This is a genomic window from Streptomyces sp. NBC_00005, assembly GCF_045160215.1.
Lineage (GTDB): Bacteria > Actinomycetota > Actinomycetes > Streptomycetales > Streptomycetaceae > Streptomyces.
In genome coordinates, this window is sequence record NZ_CP108316.1 from 1,577,493 (window position 1) to 1,598,840 (window position 21,348).

General features: G+C 70.5%; 20 protein-coding genes. 12 read left to right on the top strand and 8 right to left on the bottom strand.

Annotation, left to right across the window (positions count from 1 at the left end; translation table 11 throughout):
• Positions 1–4: 4 nt before the first annotated feature.
• The 4 genes from OG303_RS07700 to OG303_RS07715 all read right to left on the bottom strand — a co-directional run bounded on the left by OG303_RS07700 (position 5) and on the right by OG303_RS07715 (position 4,749).
• A complete protein-coding gene (locus tag OG303_RS07700; protein ID WP_405866108.1) occupies positions 5–1,321 on the bottom strand; it encodes an ABC transporter substrate-binding protein in 1,317 nt (438 codons plus the stop codon).
• A 98-nt stretch (positions 1,322–1,419) separates the two neighbouring features.
• A complete protein-coding gene (locus OG303_RS07705; RefSeq protein WP_405866109.1) occupies positions 1,420–2,508 on the bottom strand; it encodes a LacI family DNA-binding transcriptional regulator in 1,089 nt (362 codons plus the stop codon).
• A 219-nt stretch (positions 2,509–2,727) separates the two neighbouring features.
• On the bottom strand, positions 2,728–3,420 hold the full coding sequence (locus tag OG303_RS07710) for a M24 family metallopeptidase (RefSeq protein WP_405866111.1): 693 nt from the start codon (positions 3,418–3,420) through the stop codon (positions 2,728–2,730).
• A gap of 123 nt (positions 3,421–3,543) precedes the next feature.
• The gene (locus OG303_RS07715; protein ID WP_405866113.1) at positions 3,544–4,749 is read right to left on the bottom strand and encodes an NAD(P)/FAD-dependent oxidoreductase; all 1,206 of its coding nucleotides are present in this window, start codon (positions 4,747–4,749) and stop codon (positions 3,544–3,546) included.
• Between the two features lie 221 nt (positions 4,750–4,970).
• Between OG303_RS07715 and OG303_RS07720 the strand changes: the two genes are divergently transcribed.
• The 6 genes from OG303_RS07720 to OG303_RS07745 all read left to right on the top strand — a co-directional run bounded on the left by OG303_RS07720 (position 4,971) and on the right by OG303_RS07745 (position 9,890).
• Positions 4,971–5,438: an RrF2 family transcriptional regulator gene (locus OG303_RS07720; RefSeq protein ID WP_405866115.1), complete on the top strand. Its 468-nt coding sequence runs from the start codon at positions 4,971–4,973 to the stop codon at positions 5,436–5,438.
• A 286-nt stretch (positions 5,439–5,724) separates the two neighbouring features.
• Positions 5,725–6,198, top strand: a complete 474-nt coding sequence (locus tag OG303_RS07725; RefSeq protein ID WP_405866117.1) for a carboxymuconolactone decarboxylase family protein — start codon at positions 5,725–5,727, stop codon at positions 6,196–6,198.
• A 148-nt stretch (positions 6,199–6,346) separates the two neighbouring features.
• Positions 6,347–7,246, top strand: coding sequence for a patatin-like phospholipase family protein (locus OG303_RS07730; protein ID WP_405866119.1), 900 nt, complete (start codon positions 6,347–6,349; stop codon positions 7,244–7,246).
• A complete protein-coding gene (locus tag OG303_RS07735; RefSeq protein ID WP_405866121.1) occupies positions 7,243–8,466 on the top strand; it encodes a macrolide family glycosyltransferase in 1,224 nt (407 codons plus the stop codon). The genes OG303_RS07730 and OG303_RS07735 overlap by 4 nt, the downstream gene beginning before the upstream one ends.
• Positions 8,467–8,469: 3 nt before the next feature.
• Positions 8,470–8,955, top strand: a complete 486-nt coding sequence (locus OG303_RS07740) for a hypothetical protein (RefSeq protein WP_405866123.1) — start codon at positions 8,470–8,472, stop codon at positions 8,953–8,955.
• A complete protein-coding gene (locus OG303_RS07745) occupies positions 8,952–9,890 on the top strand; it encodes a hypothetical protein (RefSeq protein WP_405866125.1) in 939 nt (312 codons plus the stop codon). Before OG303_RS07740 ends, OG303_RS07745 begins: the two co-directional genes overlap by 4 nt.
• A gap of 43 nt (positions 9,891–9,933) precedes the next feature.
• Here the strand turns inward: OG303_RS07745 and OG303_RS07750 are convergent, their stop codons facing one another.
• The 3 genes from OG303_RS07750 to OG303_RS07760 all read right to left on the bottom strand — a co-directional run bounded on the left by OG303_RS07750 (position 9,934) and on the right by OG303_RS07760 (position 12,004).
• Positions 9,934–10,863, bottom strand: a complete 930-nt coding sequence (locus OG303_RS07750; RefSeq protein ID WP_405866127.1) for a UTP--glucose-1-phosphate uridylyltransferase — start codon at positions 10,861–10,863, stop codon at positions 9,934–9,936.
• Positions 10,864–10,953: 90 nt separating this feature from the next.
• Positions 10,954–11,550 carry a DUF5134 domain-containing protein gene (locus OG303_RS07755; RefSeq protein ID WP_405866129.1) on the bottom strand — a complete coding sequence of 199 codons (597 nt, stop codon included), beginning with the start codon at positions 11,548–11,550 and terminating at the stop codon, positions 10,954–10,956.
• Positions 11,551–11,617: 67 nt separating this feature from the next.
• The gene (locus tag OG303_RS07760) at positions 11,618–12,004 is read right to left on the bottom strand and encodes a cupin domain-containing protein (protein ID WP_405866131.1); all 387 of its coding nucleotides are present in this window, start codon (positions 12,002–12,004) and stop codon (positions 11,618–11,620) included.
• A 261-nt stretch (positions 12,005–12,265) separates the two neighbouring features.
• On the opposite strand from OG303_RS07760, the gene OG303_RS07765 reads away from it, so the two are divergent.
• The 5 genes from OG303_RS07765 to OG303_RS07785 all read left to right on the top strand — a co-directional run bounded on the left by OG303_RS07765 (position 12,266) and on the right by OG303_RS07785 (position 17,486).
• Positions 12,266–13,123, top strand: a complete 858-nt coding sequence (locus OG303_RS07765; RefSeq protein ID WP_405866133.1) for a class I SAM-dependent methyltransferase — start codon at positions 12,266–12,268, stop codon at positions 13,121–13,123.
• Between the two features lie 290 nt (positions 13,124–13,413).
• Positions 13,414–15,114 carry an L-aspartate oxidase gene (locus tag OG303_RS07770; protein ID WP_405866135.1) on the top strand — a complete coding sequence of 567 codons (1,701 nt, stop codon included), beginning with the start codon at positions 13,414–13,416 and terminating at the stop codon, positions 15,112–15,114.
• 193 nt (positions 15,115–15,307) lie between these two features.
• Positions 15,308–16,054, top strand: coding sequence for an SDR family oxidoreductase (locus OG303_RS07775; RefSeq protein ID WP_405866137.1), 747 nt, complete (start codon positions 15,308–15,310; stop codon positions 16,052–16,054).
• 94 nt (positions 16,055–16,148) lie between these two features.
• Positions 16,149–16,325 (top strand): hypothetical protein, encoded by a 177-nt coding sequence (locus OG303_RS07780; RefSeq protein WP_405866139.1) that lies wholly within the window; start codon positions 16,149–16,151, stop codon positions 16,323–16,325.
• Between the two features lie 111 nt (positions 16,326–16,436).
• A complete protein-coding gene (locus OG303_RS07785) occupies positions 16,437–17,486 on the top strand; it encodes a hypothetical protein (protein ID WP_405866141.1) in 1,050 nt (349 codons plus the stop codon).
• A 30-nt stretch (positions 17,487–17,516) separates the two neighbouring features.
• Here OG303_RS07785 and OG303_RS07790 read toward each other — a convergent pair whose 3' ends face one another.
• A complete protein-coding gene (locus OG303_RS07790) occupies positions 17,517–18,230 on the bottom strand; it encodes a sigma-70 family RNA polymerase sigma factor (protein ID WP_405866143.1) in 714 nt (237 codons plus the stop codon).
• A 337-nt stretch (positions 18,231–18,567) separates the two neighbouring features.
• Here OG303_RS07790 and OG303_RS07795 point away from each other — a divergent pair, with 337 nt between their 5' ends.
• On the top strand, positions 18,568–21,336 hold the full coding sequence (locus tag OG303_RS07795) for an AAA family ATPase (RefSeq protein ID WP_405866145.1): 2,769 nt from the start codon (positions 18,568–18,570) through the stop codon (positions 21,334–21,336).
• Positions 21,337–21,348: the final 12 nt, after the last annotated feature.

Below are 21,348 nucleotides of genomic sequence, written 5' to 3' on the forward strand. Positions count from 1 at the left end.
CACCTCAGTGGGTAGTGACCGACAGGCCGAGGCTCTTCAGGTCGGGCAGCGTCCTGCGCTGTCCCTCGCGGAGCGCGCCGATGATGGTGCCGCTGCCGGCTCCGGCCTTGGCGAAGCCGTCCTCGACGGAGGTGATGGTGGAGGACATGCGCGGCCCCCACTGCCAGCGGGGCGAGATCAGCCGGGCGGACTGCTGGAAGAGGCCGAAGATGTCCTGGCCGCCGTAGTAACTGGTGTCCATCTCCTTGCGCGCCACGGGGACGAGCGACGGTACGGCGGGGTAGGCGCTGCTGATGCCGCTGGAGAGCTTGGCGCGCAGGGCGTCCGGGCTGGTGACCATCCAGGTGATGAAGTCCAGCGCCTCTTGGGGGTGTTGGCTGTCCTTGGTGACGGTGAAGGTCGATCCGCCCTGGGTGCCCAGGGACGGCTTGTCCGGGTCCCACTGCGGGAGGGGCGCGATGGCCCACTTTCCCTTTCCGCCGGGAGTGGAGTTCATCAGTGAGCCCGCCGCCCAGGCGCCCGCCGTGTAGCCGACGGTCTCACCGCTCTGCAGATGCGCCCGCCACTGCTGGCTGTCCACGGGCTCGACGCGCACCAGGTCCTCGTCCACCAGGTGCTGCCAGTACGCGGCGACCTTGCGGGTCGGGGCGTCGGTCATGGAGATCTGCCAGGTGTCGTCGGAGGTCCGGAACCACTGGGCGCCGGCCTGCCAGGCGAAACCGGCCATGTGCAGGGAGCCGTTGGTGAAGAAGCTGGCGAGACGCGCGTGGGGCTGGGCCTTCTTGAGCTTGCGGGCCGAACTCTCGAACTCGGCCCAGGTCTTGGGGACCGGGATGCCGTACTTCGTGAACACGTCCTTGCGGTAGAAGAACATCATCGGCTCGATGTCCACCGGCACGGCGTAGGTGTGTCCATCGAGAGTGGTGAGGTCCAGCGCCTGCGGGAGGATCTTGCGGCGTACCGAATCGGGCAGGAGCTTGGTGAGGTCGCGGGGCACACCGTCGATGGCGAAGCCGGGCAGTTGCGGGTACTCGATGGTGGCGACGTCGGGGGCGTTGCCGGCGCGGGCGGCGTTGCTGAGTTTGGCGTAGCCGCCCTGCGGTCCGGAGGGGACCTGCTGGAAGTCGACCCTGACCTTGTTCTGGATGCGGTTGTACTCGTCGACGACCTCCTGGGTGCCGCGCAGCGCCGACCAGAAGGTGAGGTGGACCTGCCCCCCGTCCTTGGCGGTGTCGCTGCCGCCGGAGGCGGAGCAGGCGGTCAGCAGCATGGCGAGGATCGCCACTACAAGTCGACCGACCGGGCGTCGTTGGCCAGGCATGGACCCTCCCGCGTGATGGCTGGGGATACGGGCATCCTGATCGGCCGAAGAAAAAGACGTCAATACATCGAACAAAAGAAAGTGAAGCGATCAAACGATCAGCCGTGGTGCCGCATGGTGGATCCCCTGATGACGAGTTCGGGCAGCAGCTCCAGGTGGCGGGTGGCACCGGGGCGCAGCCCGTTGCGCGCCATCTCGAGCCGCCGCAGCAGCAGGTCGACTCCGGTCCGGCCCAGCTCCGCCTTGTGTGGGGCGACGGCGGTCAGCGGAACCGGTCCCATGTCCGCGACCACGTCGTTGTACGCGACCACTGAGCACGCTCCGGGGACGGAGATCCCCGCACTCTGCAGCGCCTGCACCAGCACGAGCGCGTCCATGTCGCTGTGGATCAGCACCGCCGTGGCACCGCTCTCCGTGACCGCCTCGGCGAGGTCGACCGCCCGCGGGTCGGCCACGCGTGGGTCGGGGCCGGCGGTGGGCGAGCTGAGAATCGTGCGGCACCCTTCGGCCAGCCCTCGCGCGGCGGTCTGCTCGGCGAACTCGGCGCGGATGACCCGCGCGGTGGGGCTGTCGTCGCGCGCCGCGAGAACGATCCGCCGGTGCCCGAGGTCGACCAGGTGCCCAAGGGCGAGGTGCACGCCGTACGCATGGTCCGTGCGTACGCAGTCCACCGGGTAGAGCGCGCTGGTCCGTGCGGGGCGGCGCTCCACCAGCACCGCGGGAACGTCCAGGGCGGACAGCCACGACTGGTCCGCGTCCGCCTCCTCCTGAGTGCGCCAGTGCGGCGACAGCAGCAGGCCGCGGGCCCCGGCGTCCAGGGCCTGGCGCACCGCCTCGCGCTCCGCCCCGCCGTGACCGGCGGTGATGTGCAGGGCGAGCCGGAGACCGGCCTTCTCCGCGGCCTCCCGCGCTCCCTGCACGGCCTCGGTGAGGTAGGTGTTGCTCTCCGGGACGATCATGGCGATCGCGTCGCTCCCGGAGGCGGTCTCCTCGGGCACCGGCCGCAGCGAACGCGCGACCCCGTGCCCGCGGCGCACCTCTCCGCGCCGGGCGAGCTCCTCGACGTCGCGGCGCACGGTCACGACGGATACGCCGAGTTCGTCGGCGAGATCGGTGATGCGCGCGACACCCCGGTCCCGCACCACCTCCGCGATCCGGGCCTGCCGCTTGTGCGCCGACTCCCGCATGTACCCACCGCTTCCGTCCGCGTCGGCCACCGCCGGGGCGCGCCCGGGGCACGGCCGCACGGCGGTTCGCACGATCGTTTTTCGCGCGATGCACCAATGGTAGCGATCAATCGATCACCTTGGTGGCGGGTTCGGTGGGTGTGAGGCGGCGAGCGGTGCGCGATCCCGACACCCCGGCGGCAGCCGTCACCACCTTGACAGGTGATGCACGGTCTCGGTTCAGCCGAGGGTGAGCAGTTCCTCGTAGAAACCGCCGAAGCCCCGTTCCCAGTCGACGAGGTGGACTTCCAGGATCCAGTGGCAACAGCGGTCTGCCTTGTCGGTGCGCCGCAGTGGGGTGTCGTTGGCGGGGGTGATGTACGACTCCGTGTCCGCACCGTCGATCTTCTCGTGGGGGAACTCGCCCACCAGGTGCCCGGCGTGCCAGCCGCCCAGCCCCCATCCCGCGTTCGCGGCCAGCCGCTCGACCTCGGCGTGCAGTTGCTTGCCGGTGACGTCGGGGGTGTCGGCGAAGAAGCGCTTGCCTGCCGCGAAGACCATCGGCAGGTCGTGGCGCAGTCGGTGCTTGACCGGGTCGTCGCCGAGGACGAAGGTCCGGCCGAAGTCGGCCTCGTACTCCTCGAAGATCGGCCCGAAGTCGGCGAAGACGATGTCGTCCTCGCCGATCACCCGGTCCGGCGGGTTCTCCCGGTACGGCTGGAGAGTGTTGGGGCCGGAGCGGATGATCCGCTTGTGCCAGTGCCGGGTGGTGCCGAAGAGTTCGTTGGCCAGGTCACGGATCCGGTCACTGACCGCCCGCTCCCCCTGCCCTGGTGCGATCAGTCCGCGCTCCTCGATCTCCGTGAAGAGCCGGGCCGCCTTGGCCTGGGCGTCCAGCAGTCCTGCCGCGCGTGTGAGTTCGTCGTCCGCCATGCGGCCGACCGTAGAAGCAGAGTTCGATCTCCGGCAACCGGAATGGGGTGGCAGAGCCCTCCAGCGCATCCGGTCCCGGAACGCCGGTCCCTTGCTGGAGGGCTCTCGTACTGCCGCCTGCTGTCAGCCGTTGGAGAAGCGGCCCGCCTGAGCGAGGATCTGCTCCGGGTCGTCGGTCGGCGGGTAGATCCAGACCCCGTTGATGTTCTGCTTGAGGGTCTTGGCCTCCTCCCCGGTCAGCGTGATCCTGCGGTCCCAGCCCTCCGTGAAGACGGCGCCGGCGGGGCCGAGGTCCAGGCAGGTGACGTAAGGGTCGGAGACGAAGGGGAGCAGGGGGCTGCCCAGGAGGTCGGCTGCCACGTTGTGACCCGCGAACTTCCCCATCGGCAGGGCGTGTTGGCAGCTCTGCGTCGTGGTGTGCCCCTCTTCCGCGGAGGCGAGTGCGGTGTCGCCGGCCGCGTAGACGTCGGGCACTCCGATCACCTGCAGGTGCGCGTCCACGCTGAGCCGTCCCAACCGGTCGCGTTCCCCGGGGATCTGGGCGGTGAGGGGGCTCGCGGCCATGCCGGCCGTCCACACGACGGTTGCCGCGGGGAGCACTTCGCCGTCCGAGAGGGTGACGTCCTGGCGGGTCACCGATGACACGGTGCGTCCCAGACGTCGGTCGATCTTGAGCTCCTCGATCGCGTCGTCGATGTTCGGGCGCGGGCCCGGGCCCAGTTCCGGGCCCATCACGTCGGCGCGGTCGACCAGGACGACCCGGACCTCTTCGGCGGCGCCGTGCGGGTCGGCGATCGAGTGGAGCCGTCCGCTCAGCGCCGTGGCGATTTCCAGGCCGGTGAATCCGGCACCGACCACGACGGCGGTGTAGCGGCCCAGGGACGGTGCCTGCTGGGGCAGCCGCCGCACGTGGTTGTCGAGTGCGGCCGCCGTGGAGAGGGTGTCGACGTCGAAGACGTCCTGCGAGCCCGGGAAGTCGGGCCGTACGACCTGACTGCCGGTGGCCAGCACCAACTTGTCGTAGGCCAGGTCGACTTCCTCACCGGCGCGACCGACGGCACGTACCATGTGCGCCTCGGTGTCGATCCCGGTGACGGTCGCCGTGACGCGGCGTACACCGATCGGGCCGAGGACGCGGTCGAGCGCGACCCGCATGCCTTCGGGGGCGTCCTCGTACAGGCGGGGGCGGATGACCAGATCGTCACCGCCGCTGACCAGCGTCACCCGTATTCCGTCGCCGGCGGCGCCTGCCTCACGAGCGGCGCGTACGGCTCCTGCCGCGCTCCACACTCCGGCGAAGCCGCCGCCGATGATCAGGACATCCTTCATGAACTTCTCCGTTTTCGAAGCCGAGAGATGGGCCGGTGCTCCGTGAGCAGGGGCTGTCTGCCGCGGCGGCCTCTCGTGGGGTCCACGCCGCTAATCCTGGACATTACATATCCTGGATATCGAGTGTCAAGATTTATTGGCGGCAGCGCTCCCGGCCCGCCCGGAGCGGCAGGTCAGCGGCCATTACCGCGCTTCGATCCTGGACATGTAATGTCCGTAATATGCGAATGGCTAAGGGTGTCGAGTGGGCTCTGCACACACTGCTGAACCTGGACATGGTCGGCGGCGGCCCGGTGGGCAGCGGCCAGCTCGCCGAGGCCCACGGCCTCTCGGCGTCCTACCTCAACAAGCAGTTGCAGCAGCTCGCCCGGGCCGAGCTCGTGGCCTCCGTGCCCGGGCCGCGCGGAGGTTTCCGGCTGGTCAGGCCTCTCGAGGAGATCACGCTTCTGGATGTCGTGGAGGCCATCGAGGGCGGCACAGAGCTGTTCCACTGCACCGAGATCCGCTGCTGCGGCAAGATCGGCGAGCTGTCACCGCCGCCGACCGGCCTGTGTGCCGTCAACGCGGCCATGCGCCGGGCCGAACAGGCGTGGCATCAGGCCCTCGCCGCCCAGACCCTTGCCGACATCAGGGCGGAGTTGGACCGCTCCCCCATGGTCCGGCAGGTGGTGCGCTCCGCGCTGAGCTGAGCGCCACGTCGAAGCTCCGAGGCAGCCCGAGAATTGCCTCCTGAAGCAATCGTGGGTCCGGGCGTCTGCGGCGCGGACATACAACCTTGTGTCGAAGCGCGCACAACGAACATACCTTGTGCGGCAACATGTTGTCACACGGGGGTGAACGCGGAACCGGCGCGACCTTCCGCCAGGGCCACCGAAGCGGGCGTACGAGATGCACGTCACATCCGGCTTGCTGTCACACATTGCGGGGTCCCCCGGTCAGTTGGGTGTATCCGCAATTCGGCAAGGAGAGATCACCGTGGAATCGCGTCTCAACTACTTCGGTCACCCCCTCGCGGGAAAGGTGCTGCGGCACATCAACTCGGCCAACAAGGCGGTCGCGGACTCGACTCTGCCCGCCGCGACGCAGGAACTGGTGCGGCTCCGCGCCAGCCAGATCAACGGCTGCGGCTACTGCACCGACATGCACACCAAGGACGCCGCGGCCGCAGGGGAGACCGCACAGCGCCTCCACCTGGTCGCTGCCTGGCGGGAGGCCACGGTGTTCACCGACGCCGAACGCGCCGCCCTGGAGGTGGCGGAGCAGGGCACCCGCATCGCCGACGCGGCCGGCGGTGTCACCGACGAGGCCTGGCGCAACGCCGCCAAGTACTTCGACGAGGAACAGCTCGTCGCCCTGATCTCCCTCATCGCCGTCATCAACACCTACAACCGCATCAACGTCGTCAACCAGCAGCCCGCCGGGGACTACCAGCCCGGCCAGTTCGGCTGACGGGCACCTCCCAGAGCCATCCGGTCCGGTGCCGTTGTGCGAGAGGTGGAGGATGAGGATTACTCGTCGTCAAAGACCTGCCCCATCGGCGCACTTGGGCTTCGGCGGAGACGACTCGTCGAGTGGCCGTCGCGCGACATCGGCGGGCTTGCAGGCCCTCCCCCGTCCCGTGGCCGTGGTGGTGGGCGCCGGCGGTGTGCTCGGAGCGGCGCACGTCGGTGTGGGGTACGCGCTGGAGCAGCGCGGATTCGTCCCGGACCTGGTCGTCGGAACCTCGGTGGGTGCCCTGAACGGGGCCATCGCGGCCGCCCACCCCGACCGGGCCGCGCCGTGGCTGGACCATGTGTGGACCCAGTTGCGTCGCCGTGAGGTGTATCCGCTCGGGTATCTGTCCTCCCGTGCCGGCGTCTTCACCGACCGCGGCCTGCGTCGGCTGATCGCCCGGGCCGGGCTGCCGTCGCGGATCGAGCAACTGGCGGTCCCGTTCACCGCGGTGGCCATGGATCTGGGTACCGGTGCTCCGGTACTGCTCGACCACGGCGACCTCGAGTCCGCGCTGCTCGCCAGCGCGGCCATTCCCGGGTTGCTGCCCCCGGTGGAGCGTGCGGGCCGCACGCTCGTCGACGGCGGGGTGATCGCCTACGTCCCGGTGCTGGCGGCCCGGCAGGCCGGTGCGGCCAGCGTGGTGGTGGTGTCGTCCGGGCCGGAGAGCTCGCCGTTGCGGCCCGTCGTTCCGCGCCGACGTGCCGGTGCGGTGGCCGCCAGGGCCGGGCTGCTGCTGTTGCGCCATCAGATCGAGCGTGACCTGCACGAGGTGTCCCGGCACATCCCGACCGTCGTCCTGCCGACCGGCATCGAGGACTGGCCCGCTCCGTGGGACTTCGGCCATTCCCAGCGACTGATCAGCACCGCGTCCCGCACGGCGGGGCGTTTTCTCGACGGGCTGCGCGTCAGCGGTCCGGGCCTGTATCGGGTCGACGATCCTCCGGCGGCCTCGGCCGGTCCGGGCGGGGAGTCGACGTCTTCCATCCTGGGGGTCGGTCTGTGAGTACCATCGCGTTCCTCAACATCGGCATGCACGGGCGTGTCAACCCGACGCTGCCGGTCGTGGCCGAACTCGTCCGGCGCGGCCACTCCGTCACGTACCACACCTCCCCCGCGTTCGGTGGGGAGATCGAGGCCACCGGCGCGAGCGTGTGCCTCTACCCCGGGGGCGAACAGCGGCTCCCGGATCCGCCGACGCCGGCCACCTGGTTGGAGGGGCTCGCCCGGACCACGGTCAGCCTGCTGCCCACCGTCCTCGCCGACCTGCGCCGCGTCCGGCCCGACCTGATCGTCCACGACAACGCCTGCTTGTGGGGTGCGGTCGCCGCCCGCGAACTCGGGGTGCCGGCGGCATCGTCATACACCACGTTTGCCTTCAACCGGCATGTCCCCAGCCCCACTCGCGGCTCGTGGGGTCTGCTGACCGCGGCGTCGGCCATGCCCCGCAGCGTCCAGGGCTATGTGCGGTCGCGCCGGGCGCTGCGCCGCCGCTTCGACACGCGTGGGCTGCCGCTGGTCGACCTGGGGAACATCCGCCAGCCGCTCAACCTGGTCTACACGTCGCGGGCGTTCCAGCCCGCCGTCGAGGAGTTCGACGACTCCTACCGGTTCGTCGGCCCGAGCATCGGTGCCCGCCCGGCCGACCCGTCGTTCCCGCTCGAACGGCTCCACGACCCCGTGCTGTACGCCTCGTTGGGCACGGTGTTCAACGCCGACCCGCAGCTGCTGCGCACCTTCGCCACCGCGCTCGCCCCGCTGGGCGGCACCGTGATCCTCTCCACCGGGCAGACCGATCCCGCCGCGCTGGGTCCGTTGCCGGCGAACGTGTTCCCCCGCCGGTCGGTGCCACAGCCGGAGGTGCTGGCCCGCGCGGCCCTGTTCGTCACCCATGGCGGCATGAACAGCGTCAACGAGGCTCTGTACGCCGGGGTTCCGATGCTGGTGGTTCCGCAGGGCGCCGACCAGCCGATGGTGGCCCGTCGCGTCGTCGAGCTCGGCACCGGTCTGTCGATCCGCACCCGGGACGTGACCGGGGTCTCCGTGCGGGTCCTCGCCCGGCGGCTGCTCGACCACTCCGGGTTCCGGGAGGCAGCGACCACGTTGCGGACCGCCCAGCAGGAAGCGGGTGGTTATCGGCGGGCCGCCGACGAACTCGAACAGTATGTGAAAGCGGCCGGCTCGGTCCGTGCGTCGGCTCCCGTCGATCCGTCACTGCGAGGCTGAGCGATGTCAGCCGTCGTCGTCCTGCTGCTGTTCGCCGGGCTGTCGGAGGCCGCCGGGCGCATCCTGCCTCTGGTGGCACGCCGGCCCGGCATGTCGCGGACGTTCGTGGCCGGGTTGCTGCTGGCCGCCGGTCTGGTCGAGGGCGCTGTGTTCGCGCTGTGGCCGCTGACGGCGTGGACCCTGGCCGAACTGACGCTGTCCGCCACGCCGTCGGGCGACGGGCCGGCGTGGACACCGAGCCTGCTCGCCCCGCTGCTGCTCTCCGCCGTCCTGGCGTTCCCGTTGCTCGGGCCGCTGCTCCACCTGCTGCTCCTTGTGGGCGTCGGGGCCGGTCTGGCCGGCCCGCTCGCGGCGGCCACCGGGCTTGGCTGGTGGGGCGCCGCCGGTTGCGTGGCCGTCGGTGGGGCCGGTCTCGGCCTCGCCGTGGAAGCCGTACGGCGTCTGGTCGTGAGGATCAGCGCGACCGCGGCGCCGGAGCGGATCGCATGAACGGCTTCCTGCTCTGGGTCTGCGTGCTCGGGCCGGTGCTGCTCGCCGAAGCCCTGTTGGCCCGCTACGAGGTGCTGGCCTACAGCGCCGGCTGGCGGGCCCCCACCACCGTGCTCCCGGACGGCGTGCCCTATGCCCGGGGTGCGGCCCCCGACAGTCCCCCGGACGCCTACCTGGTCTACCTGGACGGCATCGGGAAACGCCGCGTCCGCGACACCCGGGACGGCGGCCAGCTCGTCGCGGCCCTGATCGCCCGAGCGCCGGAACTGCGGGTACTGGGCCAGGTGCAGCCCTACTCTCCGCTGGCAGACCCGCTCGCCGACCGGCCGGTGTGGGCATGGCTGCGCCGCCACATCGGGCTGCTGCTGTTCCTGCACAACGTCATGCAGATCTTCGTCGCCGCCGATCACCGCTACCGCCCCCTGTACAACCGGGCTGTCGGCTCCCAGATCGCCACTCAACTCCGGCTGGCCGGCTACGAGCCCGACAGCGGTGTCCCGGTCGTGCTGCTCAGCTACAGCGGCGGCGCCCAGGTCGCCACCGGCGCGGTCGACGAACTGCACAGCCGGCTGCGCGCCCCGCTCCTGCTGATCACACTCGGTGGGTTCCACAACGGTGCCAACGACCTCACCCATGCCGAGCAGGTGCATCAACTCACCAGTGCGAGCGACCGAATTGAGCGCGTCGGCAGCTGGATCTTCCCTCAGCGCTGGCGCCTGTTCCGCAGCAGTGGATGGAACCGGGCCGGCCGCGCCGGGAAGATCACCGTGCATCGGCTCGACCCGGCCACTCACCTCGGGCCGCGCAGCTACATCAGCCCGGAGGCCCAGCCGCCCGACGGCCGCAGCTACCTCGACCGCACCACCGACACCGTGATCGCGCTCATCCGCGGCCGTACCGGCGCGTCGGTGCCCACGGACGACCCGTTGTCCTGAGCCGCTCACCGTGGGCGGGCGGCCAAGGACGTGGGGCGACAGGTCAGCTGTCGGTGTCCGCCTGGAGGGCCGCGGCACGGTCGTCGTCGAGTCCGTTGACCAGGCCGCGTACGAGAGGGCCGTACTCAGGGTGGGCGAGGGCGAACGCCATCTGGGCGACCAGGTAGTCGGCCGGGTTGCCGGTGTCGTACCAGCGGCCCTTGATGACCTGCCCGTACACCGCGCGGGTGGAGGCGTAGGCGTTGATGGCGTCGGTCAGGTAGACCTCGCCGGTCCTGCGCTCGTACCAGCGGCGGGTCTGCTCGCGCAGTTCGTCGATGATGCCGGGGGTGACGACGTAGCCGCCGATGGCCGCGTACGACGACGGGGCGGCGGCGGGCTCGGGCTTCTCCACCAGGCCGGTGATGCGCAGTTGGCCGTCACCGAGGTCTTCCTTGACGATGGGCACGCCGTAGCGCTGGGACTCGGTGGGGTCCATGGGCAGCAGGGCGAGCACCGGGCAGCCGGTCTGCTCGTACGCGCGGATCAGCTGCTGGGCGCGGGGGACCTCGGCCACGAAGACGTCGTCGGGCCACAGCACCAGCACGGGCTCGTCGCCGAAGGAACGGGCGGCGTTCAGCACCGGGGTGCCGTTGCCGTACGGGCCGTGCTGGTCGAGATAGGTGATGTGGCCGCGGCGGGCCAGCTCCGCGACCTCCTCCACCGCGTCCGCGTAGGCCGTCTTGCCGTCCTGGCGAAGTTGGTCAACGAGGGCGGGGTTGGGGCGGAAATGGTCCTGGATGAGGCTCTTGCCGCCGGAGACGACGATGGTGATGTCGGTGATGCCGGAGTCCACCAGCTCGCGCACGGTGTGTTCGATGACCGGCTTGTCGCCGACCGGGAGCATCTCCTTCGGCGTCGCCTTCGTGAGGGGCAGCAGACGGGAGCCGAGTCCGGCGGCGGGGATCACGGCCCTGCGAATCGTCGGGGACATCACGTCTCTCTCGGTCGAGCTGAACACCGCACCGGCCGGCACGGCACATGGCGACGCTATCAACGCCCGGTGCCGCCCCCGACTCGGCTGTCATGGGTGCATGAGGAGCATCACGACCGTGCCGAGGTGCGTCGCGCCCTCCCAGAAGTGGCCGTAGAGCTCCTTGGTGGAGCAGGCGGGCGAGTCGTCCGCGCTGCGTCGCAGCCCCGGCATGTCACGTGTGAGCGATCTCAGGGCGTATGCGAGAAGACACAGCACCAGTACGCCGGTCCCGGCGCCGTGGGTCGCCTGCTCCCCCATGGGGTGACCGGCGTGGGCGGCGGCCAGGGCGTGGTGTCCCGGACTCACCATCGGGCGGGCCATCCAGGCCATCGCGGCCATGCCGACCGCGGACGGCGCGTTCCGCGCCGCCTCGCTCAGTCGTGTCCCGTGCCGCCGGCTGAGGGCGGACACGGGAAACCACAGTGCGGCACCCACGAAGAAGGCCACCTGCACCCTCGCGGGCACCATGGCCTCCCCGCCCCACAGCATGGCTGCCATGGCCACGGCCATGACGGTGTGCAGAACGCCGTCGACGCGCCTGCGCCGGCCGGGGCTCCGTGGCAGGACACGGCGCCGCAGTGCGTGGACGGCCGCGGCCGCGAACAGCACCGTCAGCAGGGAGCTCACGACGTCGGTGGCACACATGCCCGCCTGCCCTCCCACGGAGCGGGTCCGCTTCGGTCACAGCGACCTGGCGGCAGAAAGCCGCAGGTCAGTTCGCGGGGCGCGGAGCACGCAAATGGGCCCGTTGGGCCAGTTCCTCCTCGTCGACCAGCGTGAGCATCGGCGCATCCGGCGCACACAACATGGTCACGACGAACCGGCAGGGCACGTCCGCGCCGGCGTTGCCGTCCTGGTAGTGGATGACGTCGCCGCCTGGCTCCCAGAACGTGTCACCGGCCTTGATGACGCGTTCCGGCTCTCCCTCCAACTCGAAGAGCACCTCGCCCTCGAGTACGTAGCCGAAGGCCGGTCCCGAGTGGCGGTGCGGAGGCGTACCCGTCGCACCGGGCGGCCACTCGATCAGGACGGTCATGCCCGAGGCTCCCTCGGGGATGTGGGGCGGCTTGGCGTCCTGCAGCATCGTCGCCGCGGCCATCCACGTCGGGGAATCCTGCTGTGCGTCGGAAGATCCCGCTGAGTCCTTGCTTGACACTGTGCTGCACCTCCGTGGTTGTCGCACTGTCTCCAAGTGATGACCGAGCACCTGCCGGGTCTGTGACAGACACCGCCGCTCGCACTGATCCACTCGGTGTCACAACAGTGCTGTGAGGTCTGTCGTACGCAGTGCACCTGGCCGACAAAGTGCACCTGGCCGACAATGGGTACGGGACTCGACTGTCACAGATGAGGTCCATGGTTGGTCTTGCTGGATATGCGCCCTTCTCCGTCAGATGTCTCCGTCGCTCCCCCCGGCCGGGAGGAGCCGGACGCCTATGCGATCAGTGCGGAGTTCTACGACGTCCTGCAGGGCGAGCGGGACGCGGCACGCGTACGCCGGTTCTACGGCCGCGATGTCGGCAGCGCCCGTGTCGGTGTGCTCGACGTCGGTGCCGGAACCGGACGTGTCACGGTCATGAGCCTCATGGAATCGCAGGTCCCCGTTCACGCGGTCGAGCCCGCGCATTCCATGCGCTGCCCGCTGATGACGCGCCTGGCAGCCCTGCCCGCCGAGCTGAGGATGCGGGTGACGGTGCACCCCCACACGCTCGATGAGGCCGCACTGCACGCCGTGGCCGATGTGGCCGTGTGCCACAACACGATCGCCTGCCTTCCCCCGGCCTCGCGGCGCGCCCTGTGGCCGGCCGTCGCCAAGGCCCTCGTACCGGGAGGCGTGCTGCTCCTCCAACTCCCGCCCGCCCGCCTCCCGCGTCACGAGACCACGTATGTCCTCCCGCCCCAGTGGGTCGGCCGACACGAGTACGGAGGGCGCAGGGTGGAGACGGCCGACGCGGACCGCATCCGCACACGCTTCGACTACTGGGTGCGAGGTGAAGAGGGTGTGCTGCGAGAACACAGCGAAACGTTCTGGCTGTGGCCGGCCTCGCGCGCACAGGTGATCGCGGAACTGGAACAGTGCGGGTTTGCCGCACTGCCCGAGCGGGCCGATCCCGCCGTACTGGCCGCACGGCACGTCCCCGTCGCTTCGGCATCGCACACCGCGTGCTGGGAAGTGCCGTTCGAGGGCCTGGGAGGACGGCTGTCACAACGTGGGTGACACCCGACTTCACCACGACGGCCACCTCCCGCACGTCGACCCGGTGGTCAAGTCGCCGGACGTCGATCCGGAGATCGCCGCCCGTCTCCTGAGCAAGGCCGACTCGCTGTGCCCTCACGCGATGACGGCGGTCTGGCGGGGATCGCCGACGACGATCGCGCCGCCTTCCCGGCCGCCGGCATCGGTTGCGCCGCGAGGTGTCACAGATCCCGCCCCGACCTGGTCCTACCTAGTGATGACTCTCGCGATCGGAGCGGACTGTGGCTATCACCGAACAACATCTATCCACCATGGTGCTGGTGATCGGCACCGGAGGTGCCGGTCTGCGAGCGGCGATCGAGCTGGCGGAGGCGGGCATCGACGTGCTCGCGGTCGGCAAGCGCCCCAAGGAGGACGCCCATACGGCGCTCGCGGCCGGAGGGATCAACGCTGCCCTGGCCACCATGGATCCCGAGGACACCTGGCAGCAGCACGCGGCCGACACGCTCAAGGAGAGCTATCTGCTGGCCGATCCGCGCACCGTCGAGATCGTCACCCAGGGTGCCGCCCGGGGCATCGACGACCTGGAACGCTTCGGCATGGCCTTCGCCAGGGAGGAGGACGGCCGGATCTCCCAGCGCTTCTTCGGCGCGCACAAGTTCCGGCGGACCGCCTTCACGGGCGACTACACCGGCCTGGAGATCCAGCGCACGCTCATCCGGCGCGCGGACCAGCTGGACATCCCGGTGCTCGACGGCATCTACATCACGCGGCTGCTGGTGCATGACGGCGCCGTCTTCGGCGCGTACGGCTTCGACCTCACGGACGGAAAGCGCTACCTCATCCACGCCGACGCCGTCATCCTTGCCGCGGGCGGCCACACCCGCATCTGGCGGCGTACGTCCTCGCGGCGCGACGAGAACACGGGGGACTCCTTCCGCCTGGCCGCGGAGGCCGGAGCCCGCCTGCGCGATCCCGAACTCGTGCAGTTCCACCCTTCCGGGATCATCGAACCGGAGAACGCGGCCGGCACCCTGGTCAGCGAGGCCGCCCGCGGTGAGGGCGGGATCCTGCGCAACGCGCTCGGGGAACGGTTCATGGCCCGCTACGACCCCGAACGCATGGAGCTGTCCACCCGCGACCGGGTGGCCCTGGCCGCCTACACGGAGATCAAGGAAGGGCGGGGAACCCCCAAGGGCGGCGTGTGGCTCGACGTCTCCCACCTGCCACGGCAGACGATCATGACGCGACTGCCCCGCGTCTACCAGACTCTTCTGGACCTCCAGATGCTGGACATCACCCGCGAACCGATCGAGATCGCACCCACCGCGCACTACTCGATGGGCGGGGTGTGGGTGCGTCCCGAGGACCACAGCACGGACGTGCGTGGCCTGTTCGCCATCGGTGAGGCCTCGAGCGGGTTGCACGGCGCCAACCGCCTCGGCGGGAACAGCCTCATCGAGCTGCTGGTCTTCGGCCGCCTCACCGGCCGGGCGGCGGCCGCCTACTCGCTGTCCCTGACCGCGCAGCCCCGGTCGGCGTCGGCGATCGCGGACGCCCGCGCGGAGGTCGACGACCTGCTCGCGACCGACGGCCCGGAGAACGTCCGCGCCCTGCAACGCGCCATCCGCAACACCATGACCGAGCACGCGGGAGTCGTACGCGACGAAGAGGGCCTGCGGGCCGGGCTGGCGGAACTCGCCGTGATCGAGAAGAGGATGGAGGCCGTCGGCGTCCACCCGGACATCGCCGGCTATCAGGACCTCGCCCACGCCTTCGACCTCAAGTCCGCCGCCCTGGCGGCCCGGGCAACCCTCGAAGCGGCACTGGAGCGTCGCGAGACCCGCGGCTGCCACAACCGCAGCGACTACCCGGAACTGGATCCCGCTCTGCAGGTCAATCTCGTGTGGTCCCCGACAGCGGGTATCTCCCGCGAGAGCATTCCGGCCATCCCCGACGAGATTTCCTCTCTGATGGAAGAGGTCTCGACCGACGGAAAGCTCGCCGAATGACCTCGTAAAACTCTCCGGACAACGCTCCGAGGCAGTCGGGGAATCCTCTCGATTCCCGCGAACCCTGTCACAAAGAGAGTCGCTGCCCTGTCACTCCTCATACAGACCGGATGTGTCCGACGGCGGTGAGCAGCTCGTCGCGGAATGCGCGCAATGCGCGCCGCACCACATAAACCTCCGAGAGGAATTCGTCATGAAGGTCGTAGTGATCGGTGGAACCGGGCTCATCGGCTCGAAGGTGGTCGGCAAACTCACCGAGCACGGGCACGAGGCGGTCGCGGCCGCTCCCAACACGGGCGTCAACACCCTTACGGGCGAGGGGCTGGCCGAGGTCCTGCAGGGCGCGTCGGTCGTGGTCGACGTGTCGAACTCCCCCTCGTTCGAGGACGGGCCCGTCATGGAGTTCTTCCGCACCTCCACGACCAACATCCTGAAGGCGGAGGCCGAGGCCGGCGTGACCCACCATGTGGCGCTGTCCGTGGTCGGCACCGATCGCCTCCAGGACAGCGGGTACTTCCGCGCCAAGCAGGTCCAGGAAGAGCTGATCGGGGCGTCCGGCACTCCCTACTCCATCGTCCACGCCACCCAGTTCTTCGAGTTCGTGAAGGCGATCGCCGACGAGGCCACCCAGGGTGACACCGTGCGTCTGTCCCCCGCCAAGATCCAGCCCATGGCCTCCGACGACGTGGCCGCTGCCGTCGCCCGTGCGGCGGTCGGTGCCCCGGTCAACGGCGTGGTGGAGGTCGGCGGCCCCGAGGCGTTCCCGCTCGACGAACTCATCCGCAAGGGGCTCGCCGCGAAGGGCGACCCGCGCACGGTGGTCACGGACGAGCACGCCCCGTACTGGGGTGTCGTGCTGAAGGAGACCACGCTCCTGCCGGGTCCGGACGCGCACATCGCCCAGATCCGGTTCGCCGACTGGCTCGCGCAGCAGAAGTGAGCCCTGGGGGTGGCCCCTGCCGGCAGGGGCCACCCCCAGCAGTCATCCCAGTGCAGCCCCCTTCATTCCGGCCACTGCCGCGGAAGGACACCCCATGACCCGGGCCACGGAGAGCCGCGCCGACATCACGGCCACAGTCCTGGCGCTGGCCGCTGAAGCCACCGAGCTCCAGACCCGTGTCGCCGAGCTTCGCCAAAGCCTGGTGAACGTCGACGAACGGATGAGCGCCATCGCCGCCACCCTGCGCCGGCTTTCCCCGGTTGAGAGCTGACGGATCTCCTCCGGCCCCGGCCGGGCACCGTCCGCCCTTGACTCTGACGCCGCTTGAGCCTCGACGATCGCGCCGTAAGGGACACACGGACTCTCCTCGGAGGCGCAAGGCATGCGTGGCAAGGGCATCCACTACGACACCGGCACCTTTCCCAACGGCGACACCTCCCGGCCCGTCTTCGACGCCGACGTCGTCGCGCGCGACATGCGGGTCATCGCCGAGGACCTGCACTGCACCGCGATCCGCATCACGGGCGGCGACCCGGACCGCATCGAGACCACGGCGCGGCTCGCGGCGGACGCCGGCCTGGAGGTCTGGTTCTCGCCGTTCCCCTGCGAGATGACCGACGCGCAGATGCTGCCGTACTTCGCCGACTGCGCCGAGCGAGCCGAACGGCTGCGCCGCGACGGCGCCGACGTCGTCCTGGTCACCGGCTGCGAACTGAGTCTGTTCGCCCGCGGCTACCTGCCCGGCGACACCTTCAACGACCGCATCCCGGTCCTGGCAGGGCCCGACCGCGAAGCCGCCCTCCGGCCCGTCCCCGACAAGGTCAACGCGTTCGTCGGCGACGTCGTCCGCACCGTCCGGCCGCTGTTCGCGGGCCCCGTCAGCTACGCCTCCTGCCCCCTGGACGGGGTGGACTGGAGTCCGTTCGACATCGTGGGCCTGGACGCCTTCCGGGGCCTGCGCAACGCCGCCACCTACCCTGACGACCTGCGCAAGGAGTTCACCCACGGCAAGCCGGTCGCCGTCATGGAGGTCGGCTGCTGCACCTTCCGCGGGGCGGGCGACTACGGCGGCGCGGGCCGGCACGTGGCCATGGAGGCGGACGACGTCACCCCCAAGCCGGACCTGGTACGCGACGAGGGCGAACAGGCCCGCTACCTCGACGACCTCATGCCGATCTTCGAGGAGGAGGGCGTCGACGCCGTCTTCTGGTTCAGCTTCGCCGGCTACGCCACCCCGCACCGCCGCACCGGCCCCGATCCCGACCTCGCCTCCTACGGAATCGCCAAGATCCTCGACGAGCACAGCGGGTATCCCCCGGACGAACGCACCTACCCCGGCCTGCCCTGGGAACCGAAGAAAGCGTTCCACGCGCTGGCGCACCACTACCGGACCCCCAGCCCGCAAGGAAACCCCGACCGGCCCTCCCGGTAACCGACAACGCCCGCAGGTGTACGACGGCGACTATTCGCTCGCAGCGCACGGCACCGGACTGAGGGCGGGCGGGTGGTCGGCGTCCGCGGAAAGGATCCTCTCCAGGGGCGCGAGGTCACCGGACTGGGCGGCCGCGAGGAACGCCTGAACCAGACGCCGGTGCGCGACGGAGTCCACCGGCTGCCCGGGACGGTTCGCGGCGAGACGCTCCTGGGCGCGCGACACCTGCTGCCTCGTATTGGCGACGCTGAGGTGCAGGAGCTCGGAGATCTGGCGGTACGGGTAGCCGAAACCCTCCCGCAGGACGTAGGCCGCACGTTGCCTCGGCGTCAGCGTCTCCATCAGCAGGAGCACCGCTCGCTCGACGGAGTCGTGCCGCTCGGCCGCTGCTTCCGGGGTCGCGTGGGCGTCCACCGTTTCCGGGAGCCAGGGACTGGCGCAGGATTCCCGGCGCCGCCAGGCGGACTGCACGACGTTGATGGCCAGCCGGACGGTTGTCGTCCTGAGCAGCGCCGGCGGGTTCACGACGACCGTGCGATCCGTGCCCTGCCAGCGAAGCCATGCCTCTTGGAGGACGTCCTCGGCCTCGCTCGCGTTCCCGACGATCCGGTTGGCGATCTTGAGGAGTCCTGGTTTGGCGCGGACGAACACCGACGTCGCGTTCTCCAGTTCGCCCAGTGTCGGGTCGGCCGTCATGCCCGCCATCTCCCGACCTCGCGTGGCTTCGACCGGATGCGTGTCCACGATCTGCTCCTCTGCTCCGTGGGTCAGCGGCTAGAAATGCGGCTGAGACCAACGTCGCGCCAGGGGGTGGCCGATCGCGCCCGTGGAAACCCGTGGCCGACTACGTGGTTACGGGGGCGGATCCGTGGCCGAGCCCCCGGGGACACCCCGTCCGGCGGCGCACGAAGCAGGCCGGGACCGCTTCGCCGACGTGCGATGCACACCCGTCACGTCCGCGGAGATGACGTGTGATGCACCCGTCTCGTCTGCAGAGATGACGTGCCATGCACCAGTCACGGCCGCAGAGATCAGGAGACGTACCCAGGAAGCCGGTCTATTCTGCTGCGGGGAGGCTGTCATGACGAGCCGCGGTTCCAGAGCCGGACTCCTCGGGCGGCGAACCGAGTGCCGGATCCTCGACGACCTCTTGGCAGGCGCCAGATCCGGGCGAAGCGCGGCCCTGGTCCTGCGCGGCGAGGCGGGGATCGGGAAGACCGAGCTCTTGAGGTACCTCCTCGATCATGCCGGCGGCTGCCGCGTCGTCAGGGCGTCGGGCGTCCAGTCCGAGATGGAGCTCTCCTACGCCGGCCTGCACCAGCTGTGCGCCCCGCTGCTGGCAGGCCTCGACAGTCTTCCCGAGCCGCAGCGCGACGCATTGCGCACGGCGTTCGGGCTGCGTGGCGGCGATGCGCCCGACCGGTTCCTGGTGGGTCTGGCCACGCTGAGCCTCCTCGCGGACGCCGGGGGGAACGAGCCGCTGGTCTGCCTCATCGACGACGCGCAGTGGCTGGACCGCGTGTCGGCGCAGACCTTGGAGTTCGTCGCCCGTCGGCTGTTCGCGGAGTCGATCGTGCTCGTCTTCGCCGTCCGCGAGCCGACCGCCGTCGAGATGCTCGCCGGTCTCCCCGAGCTTCCGGTGACGGGGCTGACCGAGGGCGACTCCCGAAAGCTCCTCGCCTCGGTCGTCACCGGTCCGCTCGACCACCGGGTGCGCGACCGCATCGTCGCCGAGACCCGCGGCAACCCGCTCGCCCTGCTGGAACTGCCTCGCGGACTGACCCCCGTGGACCTGGCCGGTGGCTTCGTACGTCCCGACGCGCAGCCCTTGTCGGGGCAGATCGAGCAGGGCTTTCTCCGCCGCATCGAGTCGCTCCCGGCCGAGACCCAGCGCCTGCTGTTCACCGCCGCCGCCGAGCCGGTCGGCGACGTGATGTTGCTGCGGCGTGCGGCCGAGCGGCTGGGAATCGCCATGGACGCCGCCGCGATGGACGCCGAAGCGGCAGGGTTGATCACTCTCGGCGCGTGGGTGCGCTTCCGGCACCCGCTGGTGCGCTCGGCGGCCTATCGCGCGGCAGGCCGGGACGGGCGGCGCGACGTACACAGGGCGCTGGCGGACGCGACCGACGCTCAGCTCGACCCCGATCGTCGGGCGTGGCATCTCGCGCGCGCGACGGCGGGACCCGACGAGACGGTGGCCGCGGAACTGGAGCGCTCGGCGGACCGGGCGCAGGCGCGCGGCGGAGTAGCCGCCGCGGCGGCCTTTCTCGATCGGGCCGCCGAGCTGACCCCGGACCCGGTGCGCCGGGGGGCCAGGGCGTTGGCAGCGGCGCAGGCCAAGTACCAGGCCGGTGCGTTCGACGCCGCGCGAGAGCTGGCGGACGCGGCGGAGCTGGGTCCGCTCGACGAGCTCGGATCCGCACAGTCGAAACTGCTGCGCGGCCGGATCATGTCCGCGTCCAAGAGCGCCAGCGCGGGCCTGCCGCTGATGCTCGAAGCGGCCAAGCGACTCGTGCCGCTCGACTCGAGACTCTCCCGGGAGACCTACCGGGACGCGATCTACGCGGCTCTCACCGCCGGCCGGCTGCCGAGGGGCGGGGTCCTCGAGGTGGCCGAGGCCGTACTGAGCGCACCGACGCCCGCCGAACCGACCCGCGACGATCTCCTCCTGGACGGCGTGGCGCGGGTGACCACAGAGGGCTACGCCGTCGGCGCGCCGATGCTGCTCCAGGCTCTGGCCTCGTTCCGCACCGACGAGGTCTCGAAGGAGGAGGGCCTCGGCTGGCTCCCGCTCGCGTGCCGCCTGGCGCACAGCGTGTGGGACTTCGACACCTGGTCCGTGCTCTCGAAGCGGTTGGTCGACCAGGCACGCGATTCGGGAGCTCTGTCCGTCCTGCCGTCGGCTCTCCTCCTGCGCCTGTCGAACCGGGTCTTCGCCGGTGACCTCGCCAACGCCGACTCCCTGGTCGCCGAGGCGGCCTCCATCGGCGAGGCGACCGGCAGCAGCTTCTTCGCTCACTACGGAGCGCTGGTCGTGGAGCCGTGGAAGGGCCGGGAGGCCGCGACCCACCAGGCCATCGAGGCCATCACCCAGGACCGCCTGCTACGCGGCGAAGGCAAGGTGGTGACCGCCACGCAATGGGCGGCGGCCGTGCTCTACAACGGTCTGGGCCGGTACGAGGACGCCTACGCGGCCGCCCGGCGCGGCTGCGAGAACCCGCAGGAACTCGGCCTGTCCCTCCAGTCGACGGTCGAACTCATCGAGGCGTCGGTACGACTCGGACGGCCGGCGCAGGCGGCCGAGGCGGTCCGGAGGATCAGCGACATGGCGCAGGCCAGCGGCACCGACTGGGCCCTTGGCACCTCGGCCGGTGTCCGCGCTCTGGTGAGCGAGGGGCAGGCCGCCGAGGCCTTGTACCGCGAGGCGATCGAGCGGCTCGGCAACACCGCGGTCCGGATGGACCTGGCCCGCTCCCGGCTCCTGTACGGCGAGTGGCTGCGCGCCGAGAACCGCCGGGCCGATGCCCGTGCCGAACTGGGCGCCGCCCACGAGATGCTCAACCACATCGGGGCCGAGGCGTTCGCGGAACGCGCACGACGCGGGCTCAAGGCCACGGGCGCGAAGGTGCCCAGACGCACCGCCGCGACCCGCTCGGCGCTCACTCCCCAGGAAGCACAGATCGCTCGTCTGGCCGGCGACGGGCTGACGAACCCGGAGATCGGCGCCCAGGTGTTCCTCAGCCCGCACACGGTCGAATGGCACCTCCGCAAGGTGTTCTCGAAACTCGGCATCTCCTCCCGCAAGGAAATCCGCACCATGCGGCTCGACGGCACGGCGACGTCGGCCTGATCGGACTCAGTC